Origin of the sequence: Sphingobacterium sp. UME9, assembly GCF_014170215.1 — a bacterium.
GTDB lineage: Bacteria > Bacteroidota > Bacteroidia > Sphingobacteriales > Sphingobacteriaceae > Sphingobacterium > Sphingobacterium paramultivorum.
In genome coordinates, this window is the sequence record NZ_LZZP01000008.1 from 45889 (window position 1) to 69140 (window position 23252).

The 23252-nt window shown below is 38.6% G+C and carries 18 protein-coding genes; 12 read left to right on the forward strand and 6 right to left on the reverse strand.

The window, feature by feature from the left end:
* Nucleotides 1-396: 396 nt before the first annotated feature.
* The 5 genes from A9970_RS13130 to A9970_RS13150 all read left to right on the forward strand — a co-directional run bounded on the left by A9970_RS13130 (nucleotide 397) and on the right by A9970_RS13150 (nucleotide 5782).
* Entirely contained in the window at nucleotides 397-1221 is an 825-nt protein-coding gene (locus A9970_RS13130) for a prephenate dehydratase (RefSeq protein ID WP_046671823.1), read from the forward strand.
* 46 nt (nucleotides 1222-1267) lie between these two features.
* Nucleotides 1268-2380 (forward strand): chorismate mutase, encoded by a 1113-nt coding sequence (locus tag A9970_RS13135; protein WP_046671824.1) that lies wholly within the window; start codon nucleotides 1268-1270, stop codon nucleotides 2378-2380.
* Entirely contained in the window at nucleotides 2380-3630 is a 1251-nt protein-coding gene (aroA, locus tag A9970_RS13140) for a 3-phosphoshikimate 1-carboxyvinyltransferase (RefSeq protein WP_182982609.1), read from the forward strand. Before A9970_RS13135 ends, aroA begins: the two co-directional genes overlap by 1 nt.
* A 204-nt stretch (nucleotides 3631-3834) precedes the next feature.
* Nucleotides 3835-4941: a chorismate synthase gene (gene aroC, locus A9970_RS13145; RefSeq protein WP_070566019.1), complete on the forward strand. Its 1107-nt coding sequence runs from the start codon at nucleotides 3835-3837 to the stop codon at nucleotides 4939-4941.
* Complete coding sequence (locus A9970_RS13150; protein WP_153847720.1) at nucleotides 4928-5782, forward strand: ROK family protein; 855 nt, start codon at nucleotides 4928-4930, stop codon at nucleotides 5780-5782. The genes aroC and A9970_RS13150 overlap by 14 nt, the downstream gene beginning before the upstream one ends.
* A gap of 61 nt (nucleotides 5783-5843) precedes the next feature.
* Here the strand turns inward: A9970_RS13150 and A9970_RS13155 are convergent, their stop codons facing one another.
* The gene (locus tag A9970_RS13155) at nucleotides 5844-8258 is read right to left on the reverse strand and encodes a thiamine pyrophosphate-dependent enzyme (protein WP_153847721.1); all 2415 of its coding nucleotides are present in this window, start codon (nucleotides 8256-8258) and stop codon (nucleotides 5844-5846) included.
* Between the two features lie 206 nt (nucleotides 8259-8464).
* Between A9970_RS13155 and A9970_RS13160 the strand changes: the two genes are divergently transcribed.
* Genes A9970_RS13160 through A9970_RS13170 form a run of 3 tightly spaced genes read left to right on the forward strand, consistent with a single transcriptional unit; the run spans nucleotide 8465 to nucleotide 10969 of the window.
* Nucleotides 8465-9676: a DEAD/DEAH box helicase gene (locus A9970_RS13160; RefSeq protein WP_182982610.1), complete on the forward strand. Its 1212-nt coding sequence runs from the start codon at nucleotides 8465-8467 to the stop codon at nucleotides 9674-9676.
* A 52-nt stretch (nucleotides 9677-9728) separates the two neighbouring features.
* Nucleotides 9729-10475: a hypothetical protein gene (locus A9970_RS13165; RefSeq protein ID WP_153847723.1), complete on the forward strand. Its 747-nt coding sequence runs from the start codon at nucleotides 9729-9731 to the stop codon at nucleotides 10473-10475.
* Between the two features lie 38 nt (nucleotides 10476-10513).
* On the forward strand, nucleotides 10514-10969 hold the full coding sequence (locus tag A9970_RS13170) for an NUDIX domain-containing protein (RefSeq protein WP_153847724.1): 456 nt from the start codon (nucleotides 10514-10516) through the stop codon (nucleotides 10967-10969).
* Nucleotides 10970-11267: 298 nt separating this feature from the next.
* On the opposite strand, the gene A9970_RS13175 is transcribed toward A9970_RS13170, so the two are convergent.
* Nucleotides 11268-11981, reverse strand: a complete 714-nt coding sequence (locus A9970_RS13175; protein ID WP_182982611.1) for a class I SAM-dependent methyltransferase — start codon at nucleotides 11979-11981, stop codon at nucleotides 11268-11270.
* A 171-nt stretch (nucleotides 11982-12152) separates the two neighbouring features.
* Between A9970_RS13175 and A9970_RS13180 the strand changes: the two genes are divergently transcribed.
* Nucleotides 12153-13034 (forward strand): LysR family transcriptional regulator, encoded by an 882-nt coding sequence (locus A9970_RS13180; RefSeq protein WP_182982612.1) that lies wholly within the window; start codon nucleotides 12153-12155, stop codon nucleotides 13032-13034.
* A gap of 83 nt (nucleotides 13035-13117) precedes the next feature.
* On the opposite strand, the gene A9970_RS13185 is transcribed toward A9970_RS13180, so the two are convergent.
* Nucleotides 13118-15670, reverse strand: a complete 2553-nt coding sequence (locus A9970_RS13185; RefSeq protein ID WP_182982613.1) for a TonB-dependent receptor — start codon at nucleotides 15668-15670, stop codon at nucleotides 13118-13120.
* A gap of 226 nt (nucleotides 15671-15896) precedes the next feature.
* On the opposite strand from A9970_RS13185, the gene A9970_RS13190 reads away from it, so the two are divergent.
* Nucleotides 15897-17033 (forward strand): serine hydrolase, encoded by a 1137-nt coding sequence (locus A9970_RS13190; protein ID WP_182982614.1) that lies wholly within the window; start codon nucleotides 15897-15899, stop codon nucleotides 17031-17033.
* Between the two features lie 149 nt (nucleotides 17034-17182).
* Here the strand turns inward: A9970_RS13190 and A9970_RS13195 are convergent, their stop codons facing one another.
* Nucleotides 17183-17707 (reverse strand): glutathione peroxidase, encoded by a 525-nt coding sequence (locus A9970_RS13195; RefSeq protein ID WP_075993996.1) that lies wholly within the window; start codon nucleotides 17705-17707, stop codon nucleotides 17183-17185.
* An 11-nt stretch (nucleotides 17708-17718) separates the two neighbouring features.
* Nucleotides 17719-18585 carry an N-acetylglucosamine kinase gene (locus tag A9970_RS13200; RefSeq protein WP_153847729.1) on the reverse strand — a complete coding sequence of 289 codons (867 nt, stop codon included), beginning with the start codon at nucleotides 18583-18585 and terminating at the stop codon, nucleotides 17719-17721.
* Between the two features lie 336 nt (nucleotides 18586-18921).
* On the opposite strand from A9970_RS13200, the gene A9970_RS13205 reads away from it, so the two are divergent.
* On the forward strand, nucleotides 18922-20667 hold the full coding sequence (locus tag A9970_RS13205; protein ID WP_182982615.1) for a M61 family metallopeptidase: 1746 nt from the start codon (nucleotides 18922-18924) through the stop codon (nucleotides 20665-20667).
* A 55-nt stretch (nucleotides 20668-20722) separates the two neighbouring features.
* Here A9970_RS13205 and A9970_RS13210 read toward each other — a convergent pair whose 3' ends face one another.
* Nucleotides 20723-21223 (reverse strand): hypothetical protein, encoded by a 501-nt coding sequence (locus A9970_RS13210; RefSeq protein ID WP_120333413.1) that lies wholly within the window; start codon nucleotides 21221-21223, stop codon nucleotides 20723-20725.
* A gap of 262 nt (nucleotides 21224-21485) precedes the next feature.
* On the opposite strand from A9970_RS13210, the gene A9970_RS13215 reads away from it, so the two are divergent.
* Nucleotides 21486-23252, forward strand: coding sequence for a long-chain fatty acid--CoA ligase (locus A9970_RS13215; RefSeq protein ID WP_182982616.1), 1767 nt, complete (start codon nucleotides 21486-21488; stop codon nucleotides 23250-23252).

The following is a 23252-nucleotide window of genomic DNA, read 5'->3' on the forward strand; positions in this document are numbered from 1 at the left end:
AAAACAACAAAACAAAAACTTAAATAACTAAAAAAACAACATAATACCAGAATTAAAGAAAAATAAACACTTTAAAAACATTACAAATAAACCACCAAAAATTAATCAAAAAAATCATATAAAAACACATAAAAAAACCATGAAATTAACTCAATATTTATAATAAAAAATTATTTTTTTCTTTGATATTTCAAAAACATTCGTACATTTGAAATGTCAAACAACAACAGGATGAACAGATCATATACATATTTCTATTTTAACTTCTTTTATTTTAAAAATAAGAGCCGGGATTAGATTGTGTATAAATCATAAAAAATACAAACAAGAAGAGTCCCGGTTCAAATGATCGGGACTCTTCTTGTTTGGAGACAACATAAGCGAACAAAAAAAACAATGAGTTTAAAAATTGCAATACAGGGAGCAAAGGCTTCATTTCATGAAGAGGCCGCATTTAAATTTTTCGGAAGAGAAGTTGAGATTGTAGAATGTGATTCATTTAAAAAAACTTGTGAATTGCTAAAGCAAAGAAAAGTCGACTATATCGTTATGGCGATCGAGAATTCAATTGCGGGAAGCCTATTACCGAATTATAATTTATTGAGAGATTATAAGTTCCATATCACTGGGGAAGTTTACCTAAACATCCAACAGAATCTCATGGTATTGCCAGGCGTTAAATTAAAGGATATTAAACACATCGAATCGCATCCGATTGCCATTCGCCAATGTGAAGAATTTCTTTCTGAACTTGAAGGTGTACGTATAACCGAGGGATCTGATACCGCTGCAACTGCGAAAATGATTGCGGAGCGCAAATTAACGGATACTGCGGCAATTGCTGGGACATTGGCTGCTGAAATCTATGGTCTTGAAATATTAGAAAAGAGAATCGAAACCAATAAGAAGAACGCAACACGTTTCCTCGTATTATCCAATGAGGTTGTCGAACATAAGAATGCTAATAAAGCGTCATTATCATTCCAAACAGGAAATACAGTAGGATCTCTGGCGACTATTTTACAATGCTTTGCCGAACAGAATATCAACTTGAGCAAAATTCAGTCAATGCCGGTAATCGGAAAACGCAATGAATATGATTTTTTCGTTGACGTAGAATGGAAAAAACAAACAGACTACGAAGCAGCAATACGTAAAGTACTCAAACATAGTGTTAATTTCAATATTATGGGCGAGTATGTCAAAAACGAAAAACTATAATTAACAATTTACGCATACAATATTAAAATAGATAATCAAACTTAACATGAAAAATACATTAGACATCACTCCTTTAAAATCTTGGTTGGACACAGGAGACAAACCTTTAATTATCGCAGGCCCTTGTAGCGCAGAAACAGAAGAGCAGTTGGTATCGACAGCGCATTTGTTGGCAAATACCGGAAAAGTAAATATTTTACGTGCTGGTATCTGGAAGCCACGTACTCGTCCGGGAGAATTTGAAGGAATCGGTTCAATTGGTTTGGAGTGGTTGAAAAGAGCGAAAGAAGAAACAGGTTTATTAACAGCTACTGAAGTTGCTACTGCAAAACACGTGGAAGAAGCTTTGGCTGCTGGTGTGGATGTACTATGGGTAGGCGCACGTTCAACAGCCAATCCATTTACCGTACAAGAAATTGCTGATGCTTTACAAGGTGTAGATATTCCAGTATTTGTTAAAAACCCTGTAAACCCAGATTTATCGTTGTGGATCGGTGCATTGGAACGTATCAACCGTGCTGGTATCAAAAAATTAGGTGCTATCCATAGAGGTTTCTCTTCTTACGAGAAAACAGCATTCCGTAATGAACCAATGTGGGATTTAGCGATTCAGTTAAAAACTGCTTGTCCTAATCTACCGATCATCAACGACCCAAGTCACATCTGTGGAAACCGCGAATTGTTACCATACATCGCACAAAAAGCAATGGATATGGATATGCAAGGATTGATCATCGAATCACATATTGATCCATCTGTCGCTTGGACTGACGCAAAACAACAAGTAACGCCAGCTGCATTGGCCGAGTTGATCGACCACTTGACATTACGTAAAGCAGCTTCTGACAATCCTTCATTCGAAGATAAATTAGCAGAATTACGTAGCAACATCGACAAATTAGATGATTTGATCATCCAAAAAATTGGTGAACGCATGAAAATAGCGGAGAAAATCGGCGAATACAAACGCGATAACAACGTGACAATTTTGCAGGTTAACCGTTGGGATGAAATTGTTCAAAAACGCACTAAATTAGCGGAAGCGCTTTCTTTAGGTAGCGAATTTGCGACGAAATTCCTCGAATTAATTCACAACGAATCTATCCGCAAACAAAATGCGGTCATGAATACTCAGGAGCAACCAACAGCAGAAGCATAATGAATCAAGAAGTCATCACGCTGACGCATCCTTCAAAAAAAATACAGGGCACGGTCCAACTCACAGGTTCAAAATCTGAGAGCAACCGTGCTCTTATTATCCAATCGCTGAGTAAAGGACAAGTTGAAATAGCCAACCTCTCTGAGGCTGCAGATACGGTTACCCTAAACCGCGTATTGCAAATCGCATCAGAACCGCAACCCGGTTATAATACGATTGACATAGGCCCTGCAGGAACGGCTATGCGCTTCCTTACAGCTTACCTCAACCTTGTTAAAGGAAATTTCATCCTGACGGGGACAGAGCGCATGCAACAGCGTCCAATCGGGATATTGGTCGATGCAATGAAAGAAATTGGCGCCGAAATCCATTATGAAAAAAAAGTGGGTTATCCTCCTTTGAAGATTGAAGGTGGATTATTTCAAGGAAAAGACCGTGTTAAGATCAAAGGAAATATCAGCAGTCAGTATATATCCGCCTTGCTATTAATTGCTCCAGCATTAAAAAAGGGACTTACGTTAGAGATTGAAGGCGAATTAACTTCCAGACCTTATGTGTCCATGACCTTAGATATGCTTAAAAGTGTCGGGATCCAACATGAATGGACGGAGAATGCGATTAAAATTGCACCGCAGGTATTTGAAAAGCAAACCATATATGTCGAGCCAGATTGGAGCGCAGCATCCTATTGGTATGCTATCGTAGCACTAGCCGATGCTCATGCATCGATTATATTGCCCGGGCTAAGACAACATAGTTTACAGGGCGACATTGCCATCACAGACATTATGGCGCATTTTGGTGTTTATTCGAGCTTTGAATCGGATGGATTGCATTTAAATAAAAAAGAAATCAATTCAAACAAAACGTTGTTCGACTTTAAAGAATGTCCTGATCTCGCGCAAACAGTAGTCGTTATCGCAGCAGCTTTAAAACGTGATGTTTCCTTTACAGGTCTAGAAACCTTAAAGATTAAGGAGACTGACCGTATCGCTGCGTTACAGACCGAAATCGCAAAGTTCGGTGCTGAATTGATCGAAGATGGTGATACCTATCACCTGAAAACAGCACAGGTATATCAGCCTGAAGATGTGACCTTCGACACTTACGAAGATCACCGTATGGCGATGGCATTTGCACCTCTGGCGTTAGTTTTTGACCAAATCAAGATTGCTGAACCTCAAGTTGTAGAAAAATCATATCCTGATTTTTGGAAACATTTACAAGCGCAAGCTTTTGTAATTGACTAACATATTAAAAACAGGGATTAACATCAACATTAATCTCTGTTTTATTATTCAATCTCCCAGATAGCCTTTAGCCTGGGACAGAAAATTGTGATGTAATCTATTAGGCCATATACGAGTTACAGATCCATAAATTTGTAGCCAGTCTGGTGCTTTAGAATTGCATTTAAAGGCAAATTTATCTAAGTTTATTGAAATTTAATTTTTATGGCAGGAAATTCATTTGGCGATTTATTCAGAATTAGCACTTTTGGCGAATCACACGGCAAAGCTATAGGTGTAATTATTGATGGTTGCCCTTCAAATATAACAATCGACGAGGAATTTATCCAGTCTGAGCTCGATAAACGTAAACCAGGTCAATCTAAGATCACGACACAAAGAAAAGAAAGTGATACCGCACAGATTTTATCTGGCGTATTCGAAGGGAAATCAACGGGAACACCAATAGCAATTGTTATCCCAAATGAAGACCAGCGTTCGAAAGATTACACACATATCAAAGATATCTTCAGACCTTCCCATGCTGATTTCACCTATCAGATGAAATATGGTATCCGTGACTATCGAGGCGGTGGACGGTCTTCGGCGAGGGAAACCGCTGCCCGTGTTGCTGCAGGTGCAGTAGCAAAAAGCTTCCTGACTCAATTTGGCATAGAAATCTTTGCCCACGTTTCGGGGGTAGGCACTATCGAGGCGCCAAATGTAGATACCAAAGATCTAAAAGCTTTGCTTGAATTACGGGAAGCTAACATTGCACGTTGTGCAGATCCAGCAACAGCAAATGAAATGGTTGAGTTTATCGACTCGGTCAGAAAAGCGGGTGACACAGTTGGCGGACGTATTTCGGCTGTCATCAGACATGTCCCTGTTGGTTTAGGCGAACCGGTCTTTGATAAGCTCCATGCAGACCTTGCAAAAGCAATGATGAGCATCAATGCTGTACATGGTTTTGAATATGGTTCAGGTTTTGCAGGTTCGGAGTTGCGAGGTTCCGAACATAATGATATATTTGTAGCAGATGACCATGATTTAAATCGAGTGCACACACATACCAACTTCTCTGGAGGTATTCAGGGAGGGATTTCAAATGGTATGGATATTACTTTTAAAGTAGCATTTAAGCCTGTTGCCACTATCATGAGAGATCAAGAAACAGTGGATATCCATGGCAACCCTGCTATTGCAAGTGGCAAGGGAAGACATGACCCTTGTGTTGTTTCGAGAGCAGTAATTATTGTGGAAGCTATGGCAGCACTTGTAATCGCGGATCATCTACTTAAAAATCAAAGTTACAAACATGCTGCAAGATAATTATGTCGTAGGTGTTGATATTGGAGGCACACATATTTCTGCCTGTATCATTGACACAAAACAATGGAATATATACTTAGAAAACGTGGCCAGAAACCACGTTTTTTCTCAAGGAGATGCTAAAACGATTTTACAAACCTGGGCATCAGCTATACGCGATATCATCGCCACTTCTCCTGCTCCTATTCAGTTCATCGGCATTGCCATGCCGGGCCCCTTTGACTACGAAAATGGAATATCTAAAATACAGGGACAAAGCAAGTATGACAATCTTTACAATAAAGATGTCAAAACTCTTTTAGCTGAAGAATTGGGACTTTCGCCTACGTCTATTCACTTTATCAATGACGCAGCAGCATTCCTACAAGGTGAAATATTCGTACAGAACTTGCAAACAAACAACCGGATATTAGGAATTACGTTGGGTACCGGACTTGGTTCTGCGGTATGGAATAAAGGCGAGAAGGCCTTTGATGCCGCCCTATGGAACAGCCCTTATGAAGATTGTATTTTCGAAGAATTTCTTGTCACACGATGGTTCGTCAAACGTTTCAAAGAAGTAGCAGGAAAAGATGTTACGGGACTTAAGGAGATTTTAGATAATCATCGGGAAACTGAGGAATTTCAAATTATCAAAGATGAATATGCTAAACATCTCTTTGATTTTATGCAGTTCTTCGCAGAGAAACATTCTTCTGAAATATTTATAATCGGTGGCAATATTGCTAAGGCGCTACCTATTTTCATTGGTGACCGAAAAGAATTTGAAAGATTTCAGATTTACACCGCAATACTTGGTGAAAAAGCAGCTATGATTGGTGCTGCGAGTATATTCAATTAAGAAAAGATATCATCCCTCGTTGGAATACTTAGCTTAGTCAAACAAAAAAGATATCCATCTATTAAAACATAGATGGATATTTTTCTGGATTAGCTTCATGCATAATTGCATACACCGTCTCGACAACATCGTCAGAAGATGGCTTCGAGAAATAATCCCCGTCGGAACCATATGGTGGGCGATGTGCTTTTGCAGTTAGTGTCCTCGGCTGACTATCCAATAGATAGTAGCCATTTTGCTTCTCTAAGATCTCTTGTAAGATGAAAGCTGAAGCCCCGCCTGGCACATCCTCATCTACAATAAGTAGTTTATTTGTTTTCTTCAGCGATTCGGCGCAAAGTTTTCCTTTGTCAAAAGGCTGCAATGTCTGTGCATCAATAATTTCGATGAATATCCCCAAGCGCTCCAGTTCCACGGCCGCTTCTTCAACAACACGTAAAGTTGAACCATAGGATACGACAGTAATATCGCGTCCTGCTTTAACACATTCGGCATAACCGATTGGCACCGTAAATTCACCAACGTTTTCTGGTAGACGCTCTTTTAGACGATACCCATTCAGACATTCGACAACAATAGCCGGTTCGTCAGAGCGGAACAACGTATTGTACATACCTGCTGCCTGTGTCATATTACGCGGCACACATACATGTAAACCTCTCAACGATCCTAAAATTACCGACATAGGCGAGCCCGAATGCCATATACCTTCCAATCGATGACCCCTTGTACGAATAATTAATGGTGCTTTCTGACCAGCAAAAGTGCGATAACTTAAACTTGCCAAATCATCACTTGCGACCGTAATACCATAGATTAGGTAATCTAGGTATTGGATCTCAGCAATTGGACGAAGTCCACGGATTGCCAAACCTAGTCCTTTTCCTATAATTGAATTCTCACGAATACCGGTATCAAATACGCGATGCACACCAAGCTTTTCTTGTAGACCTGCAAAACCTTGATTCACATCTCCAATCTTACCGACATCCTCTCCAAATGCTAATAGTCTTTCGTCACGTCTAAAGTTCTCTTCAAAACATAGATTCAAAACCTCACGTCCATCGACCACTTTAGCTTCTTCACTGTAGACTGCAGGTACGACTGTCACATGAGCAGGTGAATCTACACCATCTGTAAATAATTTTGAATTATAACGTTTCTCATTCAGTTCCTGCTTCTCTTTATACCAATTTAATAATTGCTGGCGCCCATCGCTATGCTGACCTTTAAGCTCGTGCAATACCTTGCGAACCTGGCCGTAAACCTCTTTCAAAGAAGGCTCAACCATCGATTGTAATTTCTTTGACGCAAAATCAGCCCGCTCATTTGGAATGCCCTGAAGTAAATCAATGGCTTCCCTAGCTTCAATGCTCAACGTTTTAATATAATCGGCCCAAGCTCGTTTTTGTTCTTGGCGAACATGGTCTTTAGCATGTTGATCCAATTGATCCAGTTCCTCTACGGTAGCAATACCAGAACTTAAGATCCATTCTTTCATTTTCGCTAGACAATCGAAGTCAGTCTCCCATTGCAATCTTTCTTGCGATTTATACCGTTCGTGTGAACCTGAAGAAGAATGTCCTTGCGGCTGCGTCAATTCGGTCACATGAATCAAACATGGAATATGTTTCTCGCGCGCAATAAGGGCAGCCTGTTCGTACGTTTCACATAAACCCGCATAATCCCATCCTCTCACTTTGAATATCTCAATTCCGTTTGTCAGTTCTTCCTTCTGAAAACCTTTGAGGACTTCTGAGATATCTCCCTTTGTTGTTTGAATTTCATTGGGCACAGATATCCCATATCCATCATCCCAAATGGAAATCACTGTTGGAATCTGGTGAACACCTACGGCGTTAATAACTTCAAAAAATACACCTTCAGAAGTAGCTGCATTTCCGATAGTGCAGAATGCAACTTCATTTCCTCTATTTGAAAAATAAGATAGGTAGTCTAAATTTCTATTCTGCTTATACAACTTAGAAGCTAAGCCCAAGCCCAGCAATCTTGCCATCTGACCACCGGTGGTCGAAATATCTGAAAACGAGTTTTTCTGAACCATTTGATCCAACCAGTTCCCTTGGTCGTCCACAACACGAGTCGAAAAATGGCAGTTCATTTGCCTTCCTGCGGAAGAAGGATCTGCCTCGACATCGGGATGGGCATATAATTGAGAGAAAAAATGGTAGACATCACTGATGCCAGAAGCAAATATAAATGTTTGGTCACGGTAATATCCCGACCGCCAGTCCCCATTTCTGAAAACTTTAGCCATCGCGATTTGTGCCAATTCTTTTCCATCGCCAAAAATACCAAACTTAGCCTTACCTGTAAGCACTTCTTTACGTCCCAATAAACTCACGTAACGACTTTCTAAGGCAGTTCGATAATCATTCACAATAATCTTTTTGAACTCGTCAAAGCTCAAAGTGGAAATAGATTCATTGTTTTGGTCAAATGCAGTATCAAACATATTCTTTTTTGTTTCAACAAATTTAACAAAAATATTATTCTATATAATTGGTGTTTATCAAATAAATTGATAATCAATAACTCATATTTGAAATAGAATATTCTAATTCCTCAAATTAGTACTTTTTGACAAAAAATCCTAATTTTTGCAGATTTTTAATTCCAATAAGCAGGCAAAAACACCATTGTCCTTTTAAATTTTTATTTTTGGGTTTTACATTCATTATTTTGAATTTTTCAGCACTTAAACTCGATAAAATCCTTGCCGCTAATCTTGAAAAACAAAAGCTTTCTTCGCTTACTCCTATTCAAGAAATAGCCATCCCTGCCATTTTGGAAGGTAGAGACTGTTTGGCGATTGCCCCAACCGGCACGGGGAAAACAGAGGCTTTCGCCATCCCTATTATTCAGCGCTTACGAACCAAGATTACCGCAGACCACCTATCGGTCCTTATACTCCTTCCTACACGGGAGCTCTGTATACAGACCAAACAGCGCATATCGGGCCTTATCGATGGTATGGGTTTGACTATCGCTAGTTTTTATGGTGGGGGAACTTATGAAAGTCAGCTTGAAGTTTATCCAAAAGCCCAGATGATCCTTGCTACTCCAGGACGTTTGTTGGATTTCATTGAACAAGGTATTATCGATCTAAAAACGATAGATACATTGGTGATCGATGAATTCGATCAATTGTTGGATCTCGGTTTCACGAAAGAACTCAATAAAATTATTGGCACATTGCCCGCTGAGAGACAAACCATTTTCAGTTCAGCAACGAAAACCGTTGAAATCGAAAAAATTGTTCGAAAGATATTAATTAACCCTGTTGAGATCAACCTAGAAGCAAAAGCAAAAAAAGACCAAATAGAAGAATCTGTACTCTATGTCGATAAAAATGATAAAAAAAATCTTCTCCGTTATCTTCTTGAAAACCGTATTTCACAGCAGGTAATTGTTTTCACGCGAACAGTTCACGCTGTCGAACGGATAGCAACCGATCTAGATCGACACGGTATTTCTTGCTCGGCATTATATGGCGATAAATCACAGCAAAAACGAGAAGAGATTATTGATAAGTTCAGACAAAAAGAGGTACGTGTATTAATTGCGACGGACCTCTTGGCTCGAGGTGTAGATTTTCCAGACTTAGAGGCTATTATAAACTACGAGATTCCGGATACTCCTGAGCTCTATACGCATCGAATAGGTCGAACAGGCCGTTCGGAAGCCGCGGGAAAGGCGTTTACCTTTTGCGATGCAGAGGACAATGAAAAGTGGATAAAATTACAGTTATCCTTAAAACGGCAAATTAAAATTGATGATCAACATCCTTATTTATTGAGCTGGGAGAAAATGCTTTCCAGCAGCCAAAACAATCAACGAAAAGGCACCTCGAAATCAAGAAAACGTCGTTAATTAATAAATATTCTTTTACTTTTACCAGCAAATCAAAAAATCATAATCCGAGATGAATACAATACATTTATTTGACGATAGCAACAATGCGAATGATAATCGATTGGGAGACCTTGAAAAAACGATTATAATAAATAGCCTGATGGAAGTTCCCTTTGAAGAACGGGATGAAGAGTGGCGTGATATATTTCTGGCTAATATTGCTGAATGTACCTTAAAATTAGCAGAAACAGAAGTGGTTGTTGGGCCTGACGGATTTCCCTATTTTCAACTCGAAAGTGTCCCTAAGGATCAGAACTTTCAGGCTTTTGTCATTAAAAATCGGCTAAAGGATTTCGTGTTGCCAAAAGGTTTTGGTATTGCTATCAATACACAAAATGAAAACCCTGACTGGGTATTCACCTATGGCGACTTAGTTAACTACTTTTTAAACGCAGAGTTTTATACAGATGAAAGTGTTTTCTCAAAGAAAAATGAACAAACCATTATAGGCAAAGATGAAGAAATATTAGTGGGGCAACCTGCCGAGACAATTCTCCCACAGGCTGTCCGCACCCAATTACGTGAATTTCTGGATTATTATGGTGTAAAGAACGCAAAGGTTATGCTCCTTGCCCGTAATTATAAAGATGAAGAAAATGCTTCACAAGATTTGGCATTCAATATCGTTGCAAATCAATTCAGGACTGAAAAAGAATTTACAAATATCATGGAAGCAATAGGCTGGTTTCTTCCCAGACATTATTCCTATATCGGATTGGATGAATTTGCAGTAGACAATGGTTTTATGCCACTGTAAAAAAACAGAAACTAAATATATACAAACATAATTAACCCATGTTTCCATTTAACGTAAGAGTGTACGGAATATTGATCAATGAAAATCAAGAGGTATTGATCAGCGACGAAAGAACGGAAAATGTTTCATTTACCAAATTCCCTGGTGGGGGCTTAGAATACGGGGAAGGCTTATTGGATGCTTTGATCCGGGAGTATCAGGAAGAATGTGATTTTGACATTGCTGTGGTTAAGCATATTTACACCACAGACTTTTATGAGAAATCAAGCTTTAACGATAGCCAAATCATATCGATTTACTATCAGGTAAAGAATACCTCAGCTATTCAGATCAGAACGACTACCAAAGCTTTTGATTTCGATCCTGATCAGAAACCTGAAGATAATAAGCTTCAATCTTTTCGATGGGTACCAATTGAATCGGTTTTAACGGAAGATTTGACCTTCAAAACAGATCAAATCGCCTGGGAAGAATTCTTAAAAACAGTCAAATAATAATAATTTTTCAATTTTCATCATTTTTATTTGTATTTAAAAAATAAAGACATATCTTTACGTAAACCAATGGAAATACTTGATTTTTTTAAAGTATTGACCTTAATAATTACATTTTATTATTTATTTGACATCTCGCATGTGACGAGGAATAAAAGTAGAGAAGCGTGGGATGGAGACATACATTGGTTTATTGAATTTGTAAATTCCTAGTCCTATAGGTTTTTTAATAGTTAGTGTGATTTTATGGCGATACTCCCCGTATCGCCTTATTTATTTGACACTCGTTTTCCAGCCCCTATTTGAATCCCATATAAGAAGCAAAACAAAGGTTTTTGTGTAAAACATCAACATTTTTAAAGCCAACTTGTGTCAATAAGTTTAGTTGGTAGATCAGCGATCTTGGCGTATCCTCATGCTCGATATAGTCAAAAACATGATCACGATACTGTTCATCCTTCAGGTTAGTTAAGTATTCACCATATTTTTCCCTGTAAATTAATTTTTGAAGCTGTTCATTATTTTGCTCAATCAAATCAAAAATCCACAGACTTCCTCCGGTTCTCAATAAGCGGAACAGCTTGCTAAACGCATTTTCCCAATCGTTATCATCTCGAAGATGATGTAAAACGGATGTTGCGATAATGACATCAAATTTGTTTTCCTCTAAAGCTGCAGCACGAAAGTCGCCTTTAATCAACTGAATTTCTCCATTGGTTAATTTTCCAACGCGTTCCTTTGCTCTATTTAACATTGGCTGGCTCAAATCCAACAGACTAACATTTGGATTAGACTGCAATTTTTGCAATAGTTTTACGTCGTAATTGCCAGCTCCACATCCAATGTCCAATATATTTTGAGCGTTTGGATAAAGACTAACAATGGCATCCGTAATAAGCTCCATGTTCCATACAGCATCCAATGTGGTTGCTTGACCTGTTTCTAAATTTGAGAACCGCTCGACATCATTGTCAAACCGTGTTTCAATCTCTTGTAGCGTCGCTTTGTTCATTTGTAAATTGTTTATTCTCTAAAGTTCAGATAGATTCCCCGTACAGCAGTATCTTACACTGTCTGGTCGGGCGTATTTTCATCCATTAATTTTTAATAATTTAAAGGTAGGACTAACTGGAATTCATTAAAAATATTTATTTTGTCATCAATTCATACCAAAAAAGTATCGATGGAAATCCGACATCTCATTTATTTCAAAACAGTAGCCGAAGAGCTTCATTTTGGCCGAGCAGCAGAACGCTTATTTATGTCCCAGCCGCCATTAAGCCGGCAGATTAAAGATCTAGAAGACGAATTAGGGGTTATTCTTTTCTTCCGAACCAACAAACGCGTCGAACTAACGGAAGCAGGTAAATACTTTTTGGAGGAGGTTGTGGAGATCCTACAGAATATCGAGCACAGCAAAACGATCACCAAACAGATCCACAACAATATCTCAGGAGAATTCAAACTGGGCTATATTAGTTCGACACCTAAGAAAATGCTTGCTACGGTATTAAAGCAAATTCAACAGAAATTTCCATACTTAAGAGTTAGTCTTTTCGAAACATCGACGCAGAAACAAAAATTGGCGCTCGAAAATGGAAAATTGGATCTGGGTATTATGCGTGCTCCAATTTATTCAAGTGAATTGCTTACCACTCCCCTTTTCGAAGACCCTATGGTGATTGTAGGTCATTCACAGGTGGAATTTAATGCGATCAACTTTTTTAATGAAAGTTTTATTTCCTTCAATCAGAAATACGCATCGGAATACCACCGACTTGTTATTAATACCTGTAATCGCATGGGCTTTGAGCCAAAAATTGTACATCAGAGCAATTCGATGTCTTCCATCCTTGAGTTGGTGTCACAAGGCTTGGGCCTGGCAGTCGTCCCTTCGTCCACCATCAAACAATACCCGCATTTAAACCTAAAAATCATGAAGCTTGAGGATATGGATAGCAAAACAGAAGTGATCCTGGTCTCTAATATAAAAAGTAAAAACAGTGCATTAGACGAATTTATAGCATGTATCCAGAAAGAGTATCTTGATTTTAATGCATCCTAAAGAGATATCTATTGAAATTCCAGCATAAAAAAACGGAGTCAGCATGTTGCTGGCTCCGTTTTTTTATGGGTTGAAGAGCGATATTACCTCTTCTCAAATTTATATGCTAAAGTTGCCATAAAACTACGCGGCGGAATCGGATTCACACTATAGTTTTCATGGATATAATAGTTAAACGCGTTGGTGATATTGGATAATTTACCCAAAATACTCCAGTTTTTATACGCATAACCAGCGGAGAAATCTATGGTTGTAAATGGACTAACGGATATCAGACGATTAAGACCATCGCGTACGTTGATCTTTGTATTATTCCAACCTGCATTACGTCTACCTGTATAAAATGCAGAAAAACCTAATTTCAGTCCCTTAACTGCTCCATTTTGAATGGTATAAAACACGGTTCCATTAGCCGTATGTGCTGTAGTTCCTACCAAACGTACATTTTCTTCGTTTCCAGAGATTTCAGTCACTTTCTCCTTACCATCAACGATAGTTGTATAACTTGAAATTGGATTGGTTTCGGTATAACGCATATAATTGTAGGAATAACCGGCGATAACATTCAATCCTGGAAGTAAGGTTCCAGTAACATCAACTTCCAATCCGCTTGAAGCCGTCTTTCCAGAAAATTCTTTCATATTTGCATCGCTATTGCTTGTTCCATCCGGAAGTACCAATAATTGTTGGGCAAAGCGATTGTTATTAATTCTATACCAAGCAACATTTGCGGATAACCTACCATTGAAAAAGTCATTTTTCACACCTGCTTCATACTGATCGATGATGGAGGGAGCCAAGGGTTGATAATTCACATCGTATCCCGAATTCGATGTAAAGTTATTTGCATAAGTAACATAGACACTCGATGAACGGATCGGCTGATAGATCAATCCAAATTTAGGCGACCATGCTTTGTCGACTTTTGCTCCGATCGGATTTTTTTGACCATCTAGATTAATAATCTCTTCCGATTGATTCGTCGCATAAGTATACTTTTCCGAATTCGGTGTACGCTGATACGTATAGCGAATCCCAGCCAATACTTTAAATTGTTCAGTAACTTCTATTAAGTCCTGAAAAAAAGCGCCATAACGGAAGATATCCGTCGTTGTTTTCGTCAATAGATCCGCTTGTGGCATATCTGTCCGAAGTCCATTTCCCGAAGCCAAATGCTGCGCAGTTTGTGAGGGATTAAAGACATAAATAGAATCGTAGGTTGTTGTGGGCACATACTTATCAAGCTTCTTATCATAGACTTTAATATTGTTTGATGCATCAATATTATAGGCATACGCATTTGAATGCGATTGATCGGCATCTGCTCCCACCAGGATCTTATGCTTGATCGATCCTGTTTTTACAGTTCCGGTTAGATTCAATTGCTGGTTGGCCGTAAACTCATTTGATTTAGATCGGGTTAAACTCCGCGGAGCAATTCCATTTTTATTCGCTTGAATCCGATCTGATCCATAATAATCACGATCGTATGTTTGGTAACTTGCTATTGCGTTTAAATTCCATGAATCATTAAACTTATGGTTCAAATTGATCTGCCCGTTTGAGGTATTTGTTCTGTTGAAAGCAAAAGGCACATTCATAAAAGTGTTTCTTCCAACTTCATTATTCAACTTTCCATCCACAGTTCCCATTCCAAAGTCTGGAGTAAAATCACTTTTTAAGTAATCGAATGTAAAGTTGAGATCAGTTTTATCGGATATTTTATATAAAACAGAAGGATTCACGTAAGTACGTTTTGATGTGACCTGATCCCTAAAGCTACCCGCCTTTTCATAAGTTCCGATAACGCGGAATGCAACCTTATTGGAAATTGGACCATACACATCCACTGTTGGTTTATAGAAGTCATAACTTCCTACGCGCATTGAAGCCTCGCCTCCATAATAAAATTTAGGCTTTTTCGTAACTAGATTTACAACGGCCCCACCAGATACACCGCCATATAACAAAGCAGAACTTCCTTTTAAAATCTCTACAGATTCCAAGGTGCTTGCCTCAATCGAACCTCCATTGTTGGTTCGCGCACCATTTTTAAATATATTATTCCCGCCTAAGCTATAGCCCCTTGCGTAAAAATTTTCGTTGACCCCACCGCGATTCGCTCCCATCGCGACACCGTTTGCATTTTTTAGCGCGTCACTCAGGCGATTAACCTGTTGATCCGCAATAACCTGTTCGTTTATAATTTGTACACTCTGCGGTAAATCCCGATCAATAATACCTGCTTTACCTACATTAACAGTTTTACTGTTATGCGAGTTGTAGCCCACCACTTCCACTTGTTCCAATTGAGATTCAGAAATATTCAAAGAAACATTAATGGCTGTCGCCTTTCCATTTTTAACCTCGATGGTACGCTCCTCAGCTCCATTTCCGATACTTTTGATCCGAATAGTATAGGTTCCATCTGGAAGATTAGAAAAATGGAAGCTTCCATCACCGGAAGTCGACGTAGACCTACCTAAAGAAACTATGGTTACTGTAGCCGATTCAATTGGTGCACCATCTTTGGTTTTAACACGGCCATGTATCCCCTTACTTTGCGCCGATGCATCCAAATGAATTGCTCCTACCAATCCTAGACTTAAAACAAGTCCTAGAAAAGTTCTTTTCATGTTAATAAATTGTGAGTTCGTAAAAATTATTTGTCGGCGCAAACATACGATATTATTTTATTGTTTAGAATAGTTTTAAATAAAAATAGCTTGTTGTTGTAATATGTGAATGATTCAGCTATGTAGCATTTATTATATGTTGCAAGGATTCATTGTAACTATTTCTATTAATCATAAGGATTTCATTACATTTATACCATAACTAACATTCCAACCAATCAATTCAATGAGAACGCATAAGCTCCTACTCTCCGTCTTTATTTTTCTATTCTTTCCCACATTTTTGTTGGGCCAGCACACACAGATCGATCATGATCTCACAGAAATTATGCGTCGGTATAATGCTGTAGGGCTCAGTGTGGTCGTCGTCAAAAACAATAAAATTGAATACCACAAAAATTATGGTTACAAAAACCTGGAAACCAAAACGGCTCTCGGAGAAAATGACCTCTTTAGAATTGCTTCTATTTCAAAGTCATTCACTGCAACATCATTAATGCAATTAATAGCAGACGGCCGATGCAAGTTAGACGACGACTTCGGGGATTTGATAGGTTTTCCAATCAGAAACCCCAATTATCCAGGAAAAAAAATAACACTCCGAATGATCCTTTCCCATACGTCCAGCGTCAATGATAAAAACGGTTACTTCAACCTAGATGTCATCAATCCATCCAAGAACCCAAATTGGAAAGATTCCTACAATCTTTATGAACCCGGCACACAATACCAATATTGTAATCTCAATTTTAATATGGCAGGAGCCGTCCTAGAGAAACTAACCAATACACGTGTCGACAGCTATATTGTTAACCATATCCTCAAACCGCTCAACTTATATGGTGGTTACTGTATAGACTCCTTGGATCAGAAGAGATTGGTTTCGTTATATGCCTTTGATGAAAAGGGAAATCCACATGAAGAGCCCAGTGCCTATAATCCACGTCGGGAAGAACTCAATCAGTACATCTTGGGGTATAGCACTCCTGTGCTTTCTCCGACAGGTGGAATGAAAATATCTGCCTTAGATTTAGCCAGATACATGATGATGCATATGAATTACGGCCATAGTCAGGAAAAAAACATCATCACTAAAAAGTATGCGAAGATTATGCAGACAGCTGTAAATAAAGAATCGGGCTATGGATTAGCGATTATGAACAATGCAAAAATTGTCCATGGTGTTACCCTGACAGGACATACCGGTTCGGCATATGGACTATATAGTGCCCTGTTTTTCAATCCAAAGAAAAAATATGGATTTATTGTGATAACCAATGGCTGCAATATTCCCGATAGCGATGACTTCAACCCTTTGCTTAAAGACTGCATAGGAGCCTTGTACGATGCATATATCAAATAGGCAACAGCTTACATCAAATAAACAAAAGCCAAACCAATAAAATCCAACCTTGTTGCTGAGGCTTATGGGAAAAACCAGAGGCCCTCGGATCGAATGGACAATAACAAAAAAAAGCTGCAGATTTTGCAGCTTTTTTTTTGTTATTTTTACTATTTCTTGTTTTCTACCCAATTTACAATAGCCGGGTCCAGCGGATTCGTCGCTGAACGGAAACGATGTACAAGTTTACCGTTCTCATCAATCAAAAACTTTTCAAAGTTCCATTTGATTTCACCTTTAAAATCTGGGTTCTCCTGAGCGGTCAAATACTTAAACAAGGGTGATATTTGATCTCCTTTGACATCGACCTTTTCGGCCATTAGAAAATCAACACCATAATTTTGTTCACAAAACTCTTGAATCTGCGCATTTGACCCTGGTTCCTGTTGTCCAAAATTATTTGCCGGAAAGCCAATAATGACGAGCTTATCGCCAAAGGTTTTGTGCAATTCCTCCAGATCTTTGTACTGTTTCGTGAAACCGCATTTTGAGGCTGTATTCACGATCAATATTTTCTTTCCCTTGAAATCGGACATTTTCACTTCTTGCCCATCAAGTGTCGTAAACTTAAAATCATAAAAATTGGGATTGCCAAATAACATTGACATATACACCATAATAGTTGCAATAATCATATTTAATTATTTTAAAGACTTAACAATGAATTACTCTCTCTTTCCAGTACCGCATCAAAAAGCTCGTTGATAGGAGATTTTAAAATGGTACCTACCTTTATCTGATGTGTTTCACAGACTTCCCGTAAAATTAAATCAAAACTATAAGCAATAGAACCTACAAAGTGACATGCATATTTATTATAGTCCGGATAGGTCAAAATCGAAGCTTGAACAAATTCTTCGAATCCACTCTTTACCAGATCAATAATAAAGGGATGGGTAATATTATCGGACATGAACGGCGCAAATGATGCTAAGAAAGCATTTGGGCGTTCTTTTTGATAAACATTTTTGATGACGATCTCTTTATTGATTCTGTATTTGTTCGCAAATTTTTCGTTCAGATCTTTCGGCATACGGCCATATAGAAAAAGTCTGACAAGATTTTTTCCAAAATAAGCCCCCGACCCCTCATCACCCAATACATAGCCATTGCCATTATGCGAGGGCATCAGCTCCTCTCCATCAAAAAAACTCAAATCAGACCCTGTCCCTAATGTCGCTACATAACCTTTTTTATTACCACAGGTCGCTATGGCACTCCCAAAAAGATCATTCTCAACAGAAATGTAAGCATTTTCGAATAAGGGTGTCAATGCATTTGAAACCATTTCCCGACGATCAGGTGTAATGCATCCTGCACCAAAAAAATACAACTCAGTAACTTCATCGGCATAGGGAATAATTTCGGGTATTTCCTTAATAACACGTGTGATTTCCTTTTCATTCACAAAAAAAGGATTGAGTCCATTTGTACTGAATGAGATAGGCGCACTATCTGGCAATTCCAACTTCCAATCCGACTTTGAAGAGCCGCTATCAACAACTAAGATCATACAAATTCTTGATTATTTTCCCCCTATAAACTACTGTATCAAACTTAGCAAAAATTCTGATAAAAAACAGATTTTTTGCTTCATCTCCCCAGCCCAATAAAAACCGGTATTTCATCCAAAGCAGCTATTATGCCTATCGATTTACACCTCATTTCTTAAATAAATTTATGTATATTGGAGGGTACTATTAGCTGCTTCCCGTCATTGTTCTTTTTCGACTAAAAGAACAATGACGGAGCACGCTGATTCATAATTGTAGAACCAACAATCTATTTTTTTGTTTGGTTAAGCGTACGATACTTTTAATTTTGTAAGCTCATACTAAAATCATTTTTCATGGACAGTGACCATTTCAATATACCCGAAATACATTTTGAGGTATCATTTTCAGAAGCACAAGCTCATTATATCGAAGTAAAAATGAGCATCGCAAAGCTCAATCAGCCTTATGTCGATCTAAAAATGCCGGTCTGGTCTCCTGGATCTTATTTAATTCGTGAATATGCTAAAAACGTAGAACGATTCCGATCATTTGACAAAACAGGAAATACAATTGCCTACCAGAAAATTTCAAAGAACACCTGGCGAATACCCACAGAATCTTTGGATCAGATCGAAGTAATCTACGCCGTATACGGTTTTGAAGTTTCTGTGCGTACCAACTTTTTCGATGGTGACCATGCTTTCATTGTGCCTACGGCAACTTTCTTTCATATAGATAGCCGTATAGACAATCCTTCGACAGTCAGCATAGCACTAAAAGATTCTTGGGCAAGTATATCAACTGGACTCGAACAAATTGAAGAACGTAAGTTTTATGCACCAAATTTTGACGTATTATACGATACGCCCATCGAAGCTGGGAACCAGGATGTCTGGAAATTCCAAGCTGCCGGCGTCGAACATGAATGCGCCATGGTCGGGGGTGGAAGCTATGATAAAGAACGCCTGACGAAAGATATCACACGTATCGTCGAAGAGGAAACCCGCATCTGGGGTTCGAACCCCAATGAGCGATATGTCATTATTACCCACAACTACCAATCTGGAGGTGGAGGTCTAGAACATCTCAATTCAACAGTATTGGGAGCCTCGAGAAATGCGTATCTAAATGAGACAAGCTACAAAAACTATTTGAGTCTCGTTGCACATGAGTATTTTCACCTATGGAATGTGAAACGCTTACGTCCAAAAGCTTTAGGACCGTTTAATTACGATGCCGAAAACTATACCACAGGCCTCTGGATCATGGAAGGATTCACTTCGTACTATGATAATTTAATTATTAAACGCTGTGGATTCTATGATGAAAAAGAGTACCTCGCTTTGCTAGCTAACGATTTCAACATTGTATTAAACCGTCCAGGGCATACGATACAGTCTGCAGCAGCCTCAAGTTTCGATACCTGGATTAAATATTATAGGCCTGATGAAAATTCGATGAATTCAGGAATTTCCTATTACAACAAAGGTGCAATGCTGACAGCATTGTTGGATATTAAAATTATTGCCGCTACAGAAGGTAGACTAAAATTGGATGATGTTATCCGCGAGGCTTATGAGGAGTTCTTCCTAAAACTTGATCGCGGGTTTGAAGAAAATGAATTGAGAAGCCTTGCTGAACGTATCGCAGGCACTTCGCTAGACGACATTTTCAATGCTGCTCATCAGGACGGAGAACTGGAATACAACGATTATTTTAATCTCGTTGGTTATGAAATTGTTGATACCAATGTTAATAATAACACGTTGACATTAGGCATTACAACCAGCAAAATGGACGGGTTAATTTCGGTAGCGACAGTGGAAAAAGATTCGGGTGCGTATGATGCCGGATTAAGTGTAAAAGACGAACTGATTGCAATTAATAATAACAGGCTCGATGTTAAAGACAAGGAAATTGATTTCATTGTTCAACATGCCAAAGAGGGGGAAACATTAAACTTCCTGGTGGCACGAGATGGTTTAGTGCGAGAAATCCCTGTTCAAATCAGAAAGAGCAATAAAAAGATATACGAAATCCGTCCGCTCAAAGAACAAACTTTTCTACAGGAATTGCTAGGTAAAATCTGGATGGCCTAACACAGAAGTATTATCATTAAAAAAAAGAATAGCGGGAAATCCCGCTATTCTTTTTTTAAAATTTATATCTTACCGAAAAACCGATCGGATCAAATAATTTGATACTGGATTCGTTTAGAAAATCAAAATATGGTTTTACATCCAATGAGATTTGAAACGGTGCCTGCGGAATATTATATTCAATACCTACGATACCGTCAATACTTAGATTAAGCTGTGAATCAAATGAATGACGCTGACCATCTATAATTTTGTCTTTCTCCTTATAAGAACCGATACTACCACCAAAACCATAATACCAATTAAACCCAGCAGTCAATGGTTTATAGATTTCATATAAGCCCACAACGCGGAAACGGCGAAAATCAGAATTGCTCTGAATACTCATAATTCCTTCCAATGCATGGTCCGAGTTAAGCGTGTGACGATATGTAATTCCCTGAGCAGACCCGAATCGTCCACCAATAGCACCCCTATTGTCCAACTGAGCCATAGCTCTATTGGATAATGCTCCAAACATCAGCATTCCACCGACAGCCAAAAATATTTTTTTCATAAAAATCGTACGCTTTTTTTGCTTTACATTTTTCCAAACATAGATAAATTGCTTTTTATATGCAATATAATTGCAGTGCACATAAAAAACTATTTACTAGAACTTCCCCTACGAAGGACCTTTTCGATAGGGTAAATATCCATTACAGCTATAACGAAACAATGTTTAATTTGTTATGACAATAATCCCAAATTATCCAACTTTATTTCTGTATATTTAGGTCAATACAGCATGTAGTAGTAACCAAATAAACTCAAGTGATATGGGCAGAATTTTTGACTTTATAACCTTATATAAAGAAAAATACGCAAAGGACATCATGGTGGCAGGGCGAGATGGAAATGGCAAGTGGAAGACATATTCTACCAAAGAATACACCGACGCAATTGACACCTTAAGCAGGGCATTACTGCAATTAGGCCTCAAAAAAGGTGATCGGGTAGGAATCATGTCCGGCAACAGACCCGAGTGGAATTTAGTTGATTTTGCCTGCAATCAAATAGGTCTTGCAACTGTTCCCCTCTATCCCACTTTATCCGCACAGGATCTTTCGTTTATTGTAAATGACTCGGATGTCAACGTACTATTTGTCAGCAACAGAGAATTGACGGACCGTATTGAACAAGCCATCAAGGAGCACGGTATACACCCGCAACTGTATACATTTGATGCTATTGAAAATTATACGCAGCTAAAAACATTCATCGAAACAGCAAAAGATGACTCAACCGACCTGGCTCCACTTCGAGAGGCTGTTACAGAAGATGATCTATTGACACTGATCTACACTTCAGGTACAACAGGGCGCCCTAAAGGCGTATACCTGTCCCACAAAAATGTATACAGCAACGTCTTGGCATGCAATCATCTCATCCGATCGGATTTCAAAACAGCACTAAGCTTTCTTCCGCTATGCCATATTTTTGAACGCATGGTGGTATATATGTACTATTCGAAAGGAATCCAGATCTATTTCTCCGAGACCTTAGACAATGTTGTTGCCGATATCAACGATGTCAAACCGGATGTATTCACCACCGTACCCCGTGTCCTAGAGAAAGTATACGATAAGATTATTGAAAAAGGGAAAGCCTTAACTGGATTAAAAAAGAAAATTTTCTTCTGGGCTGTTGATCTTGGCTTGAAATTTCAAGAACCTGAGCATAATGGACCGCTTTACAATCTAAAACTTGCGATCGCTAGAAAACTGATATTTTCGAAATGGCAAGAAGCTCTTGGCGGAAATATTAAGATCATTGTATCCGGTGGTGCAGCTCTTCAAGAGCGTTTAGCGCGTGTATTCTGGGCCGCTGGACTTAAAGTACTTGAGGGGTATGGCCTGACTGAAACATCTCCTGTTATTGCTGTAAACTCTTACTTGCCCAATGGGTTGAAATTTGGGACTGTAGGTAAACCCCTGAAAAACTTAGAAGTTAAAATTGCTTCAGATGGCGAGATTCTTGTCAAGGGCCCTAGTATCACGACAGGCTATTATAAAAATGAAGAAGCTACAAAAGAAGCTTTTGACGATAATGGTTTTTTCAAGACGGGCGATATTGGAGAAATTACGTCCGATGGTTTCCTAAAAATAACCGATCGAAAAAAAGAAATGTTTAAGACGGCAGGTGGGAAATATATCGCGCCACAATCCATTGAAAACAAACTCATGGAGTCTACATTAATCGGACAAGTCATGGTTTTTGGAGAAAACAGAAAATTTCCCGGAGCCTTGATTGTTCCCGCATTTGATGTGCTGTCCAAATGGGCAAACCAAAAAGGTATTACCAGTGGTTCAAACGAAGAAATCATCAAAAATCCGGAAGTAATCCAAAAATATCAAGAAGAAATTAACCGATTATCTACTAACTTTGGACATTGGGAAATTGTCAAGAAATTTATTCTTCTTCCAAAGGAATGGACAATCAATGACGGTCAATTGACGCCAAAATTGAGTCTAAAACGAAAAATTATTTTAAAAGAGAACGAAGCCGCAATCGACAAATTGTATCAGGAACAAAACCAAGAGTAA

Coding starts and splice junctions, on each gene's coding strand:
- A9970_RS13190 (WP_182982614.1), top strand. CDS start 15,897: ATGAGAACGCATAAGCTCCTACTCTCCGTCTTTATTTTTCTATTCTTT.
- A9970_RS13135 (WP_046671824.1), top strand. CDS start 1,268: ATGAAAAATACATTAGACATCACTCCTTTAAAATCTTGGTTGGACACA.
- aroC (WP_070566019.1), top strand. CDS start 3,835: ATGGCAGGAAATTCATTTGGCGATTTATTCAGAATTAGCACTTTTGGC.
- A9970_RS13150 (WP_153847720.1), top strand. CDS start 4,928: ATGCTGCAAGATAATTATGTCGTAGGTGTTGATATTGGAGGCACACAT.
- A9970_RS13205 (WP_182982615.1), top strand. CDS start 18,922: ATGGACAGTGACCATTTCAATATACCCGAAATACATTTTGAGGTATCA.
- A9970_RS13155 (WP_153847721.1), bottom strand. CDS start 8,258: ATGTTTGATACTGCATTTGACCAAAACAATGAATCTATTTCCACTTTG.
- A9970_RS13195 (WP_075993996.1), bottom strand. CDS start 17,707: ATGATTATTGCAACTATTATGGTGTATATGTCAATGTTATTTGGCAAT.
- aroA (WP_182982609.1), top strand. CDS start 2,380: ATGAATCAAGAAGTCATCACGCTGACGCATCCTTCAAAAAAAATACAG.
- A9970_RS13200 (WP_153847729.1), bottom strand. CDS start 18,585: ATGATCTTAGTTGTTGATAGCGGCTCTTCAAAGTCGGATTGGAAGTTG.
- A9970_RS13180 (WP_182982612.1), top strand. CDS start 12,153: ATGGAAATCCGACATCTCATTTATTTCAAAACAGTAGCCGAAGAGCTT.
- A9970_RS13210 (WP_120333413.1), bottom strand. CDS start 21,223: ATGAAAAAAATATTTTTGGCTGTCGGTGGAATGCTGATGTTTGGAGCA.
- A9970_RS13170 (WP_153847724.1), top strand. CDS start 10,514: ATGTTTCCATTTAACGTAAGAGTGTACGGAATATTGATCAATGAAAAT.
- A9970_RS13165 (WP_153847723.1), top strand. CDS start 9,729: ATGAATACAATACATTTATTTGACGATAGCAACAATGCGAATGATAAT.
- A9970_RS13185 (WP_182982613.1), bottom strand. CDS start 15,670: ATGAAAAGAACTTTTCTAGGACTTGTTTTAAGTCTAGGATTGGTAGGA.
- A9970_RS13215 (WP_182982616.1), top strand. CDS start 21,486: ATGGGCAGAATTTTTGACTTTATAACCTTATATAAAGAAAAATACGCA.
- A9970_RS13130 (WP_046671823.1), top strand. CDS start 397: ATGAGTTTAAAAATTGCAATACAGGGAGCAAAGGCTTCATTTCATGAA.
- A9970_RS13175 (WP_182982611.1), bottom strand. CDS start 11,981: ATGAACAAAGCGACGCTACAAGAGATTGAAACACGGTTTGACAATGAT.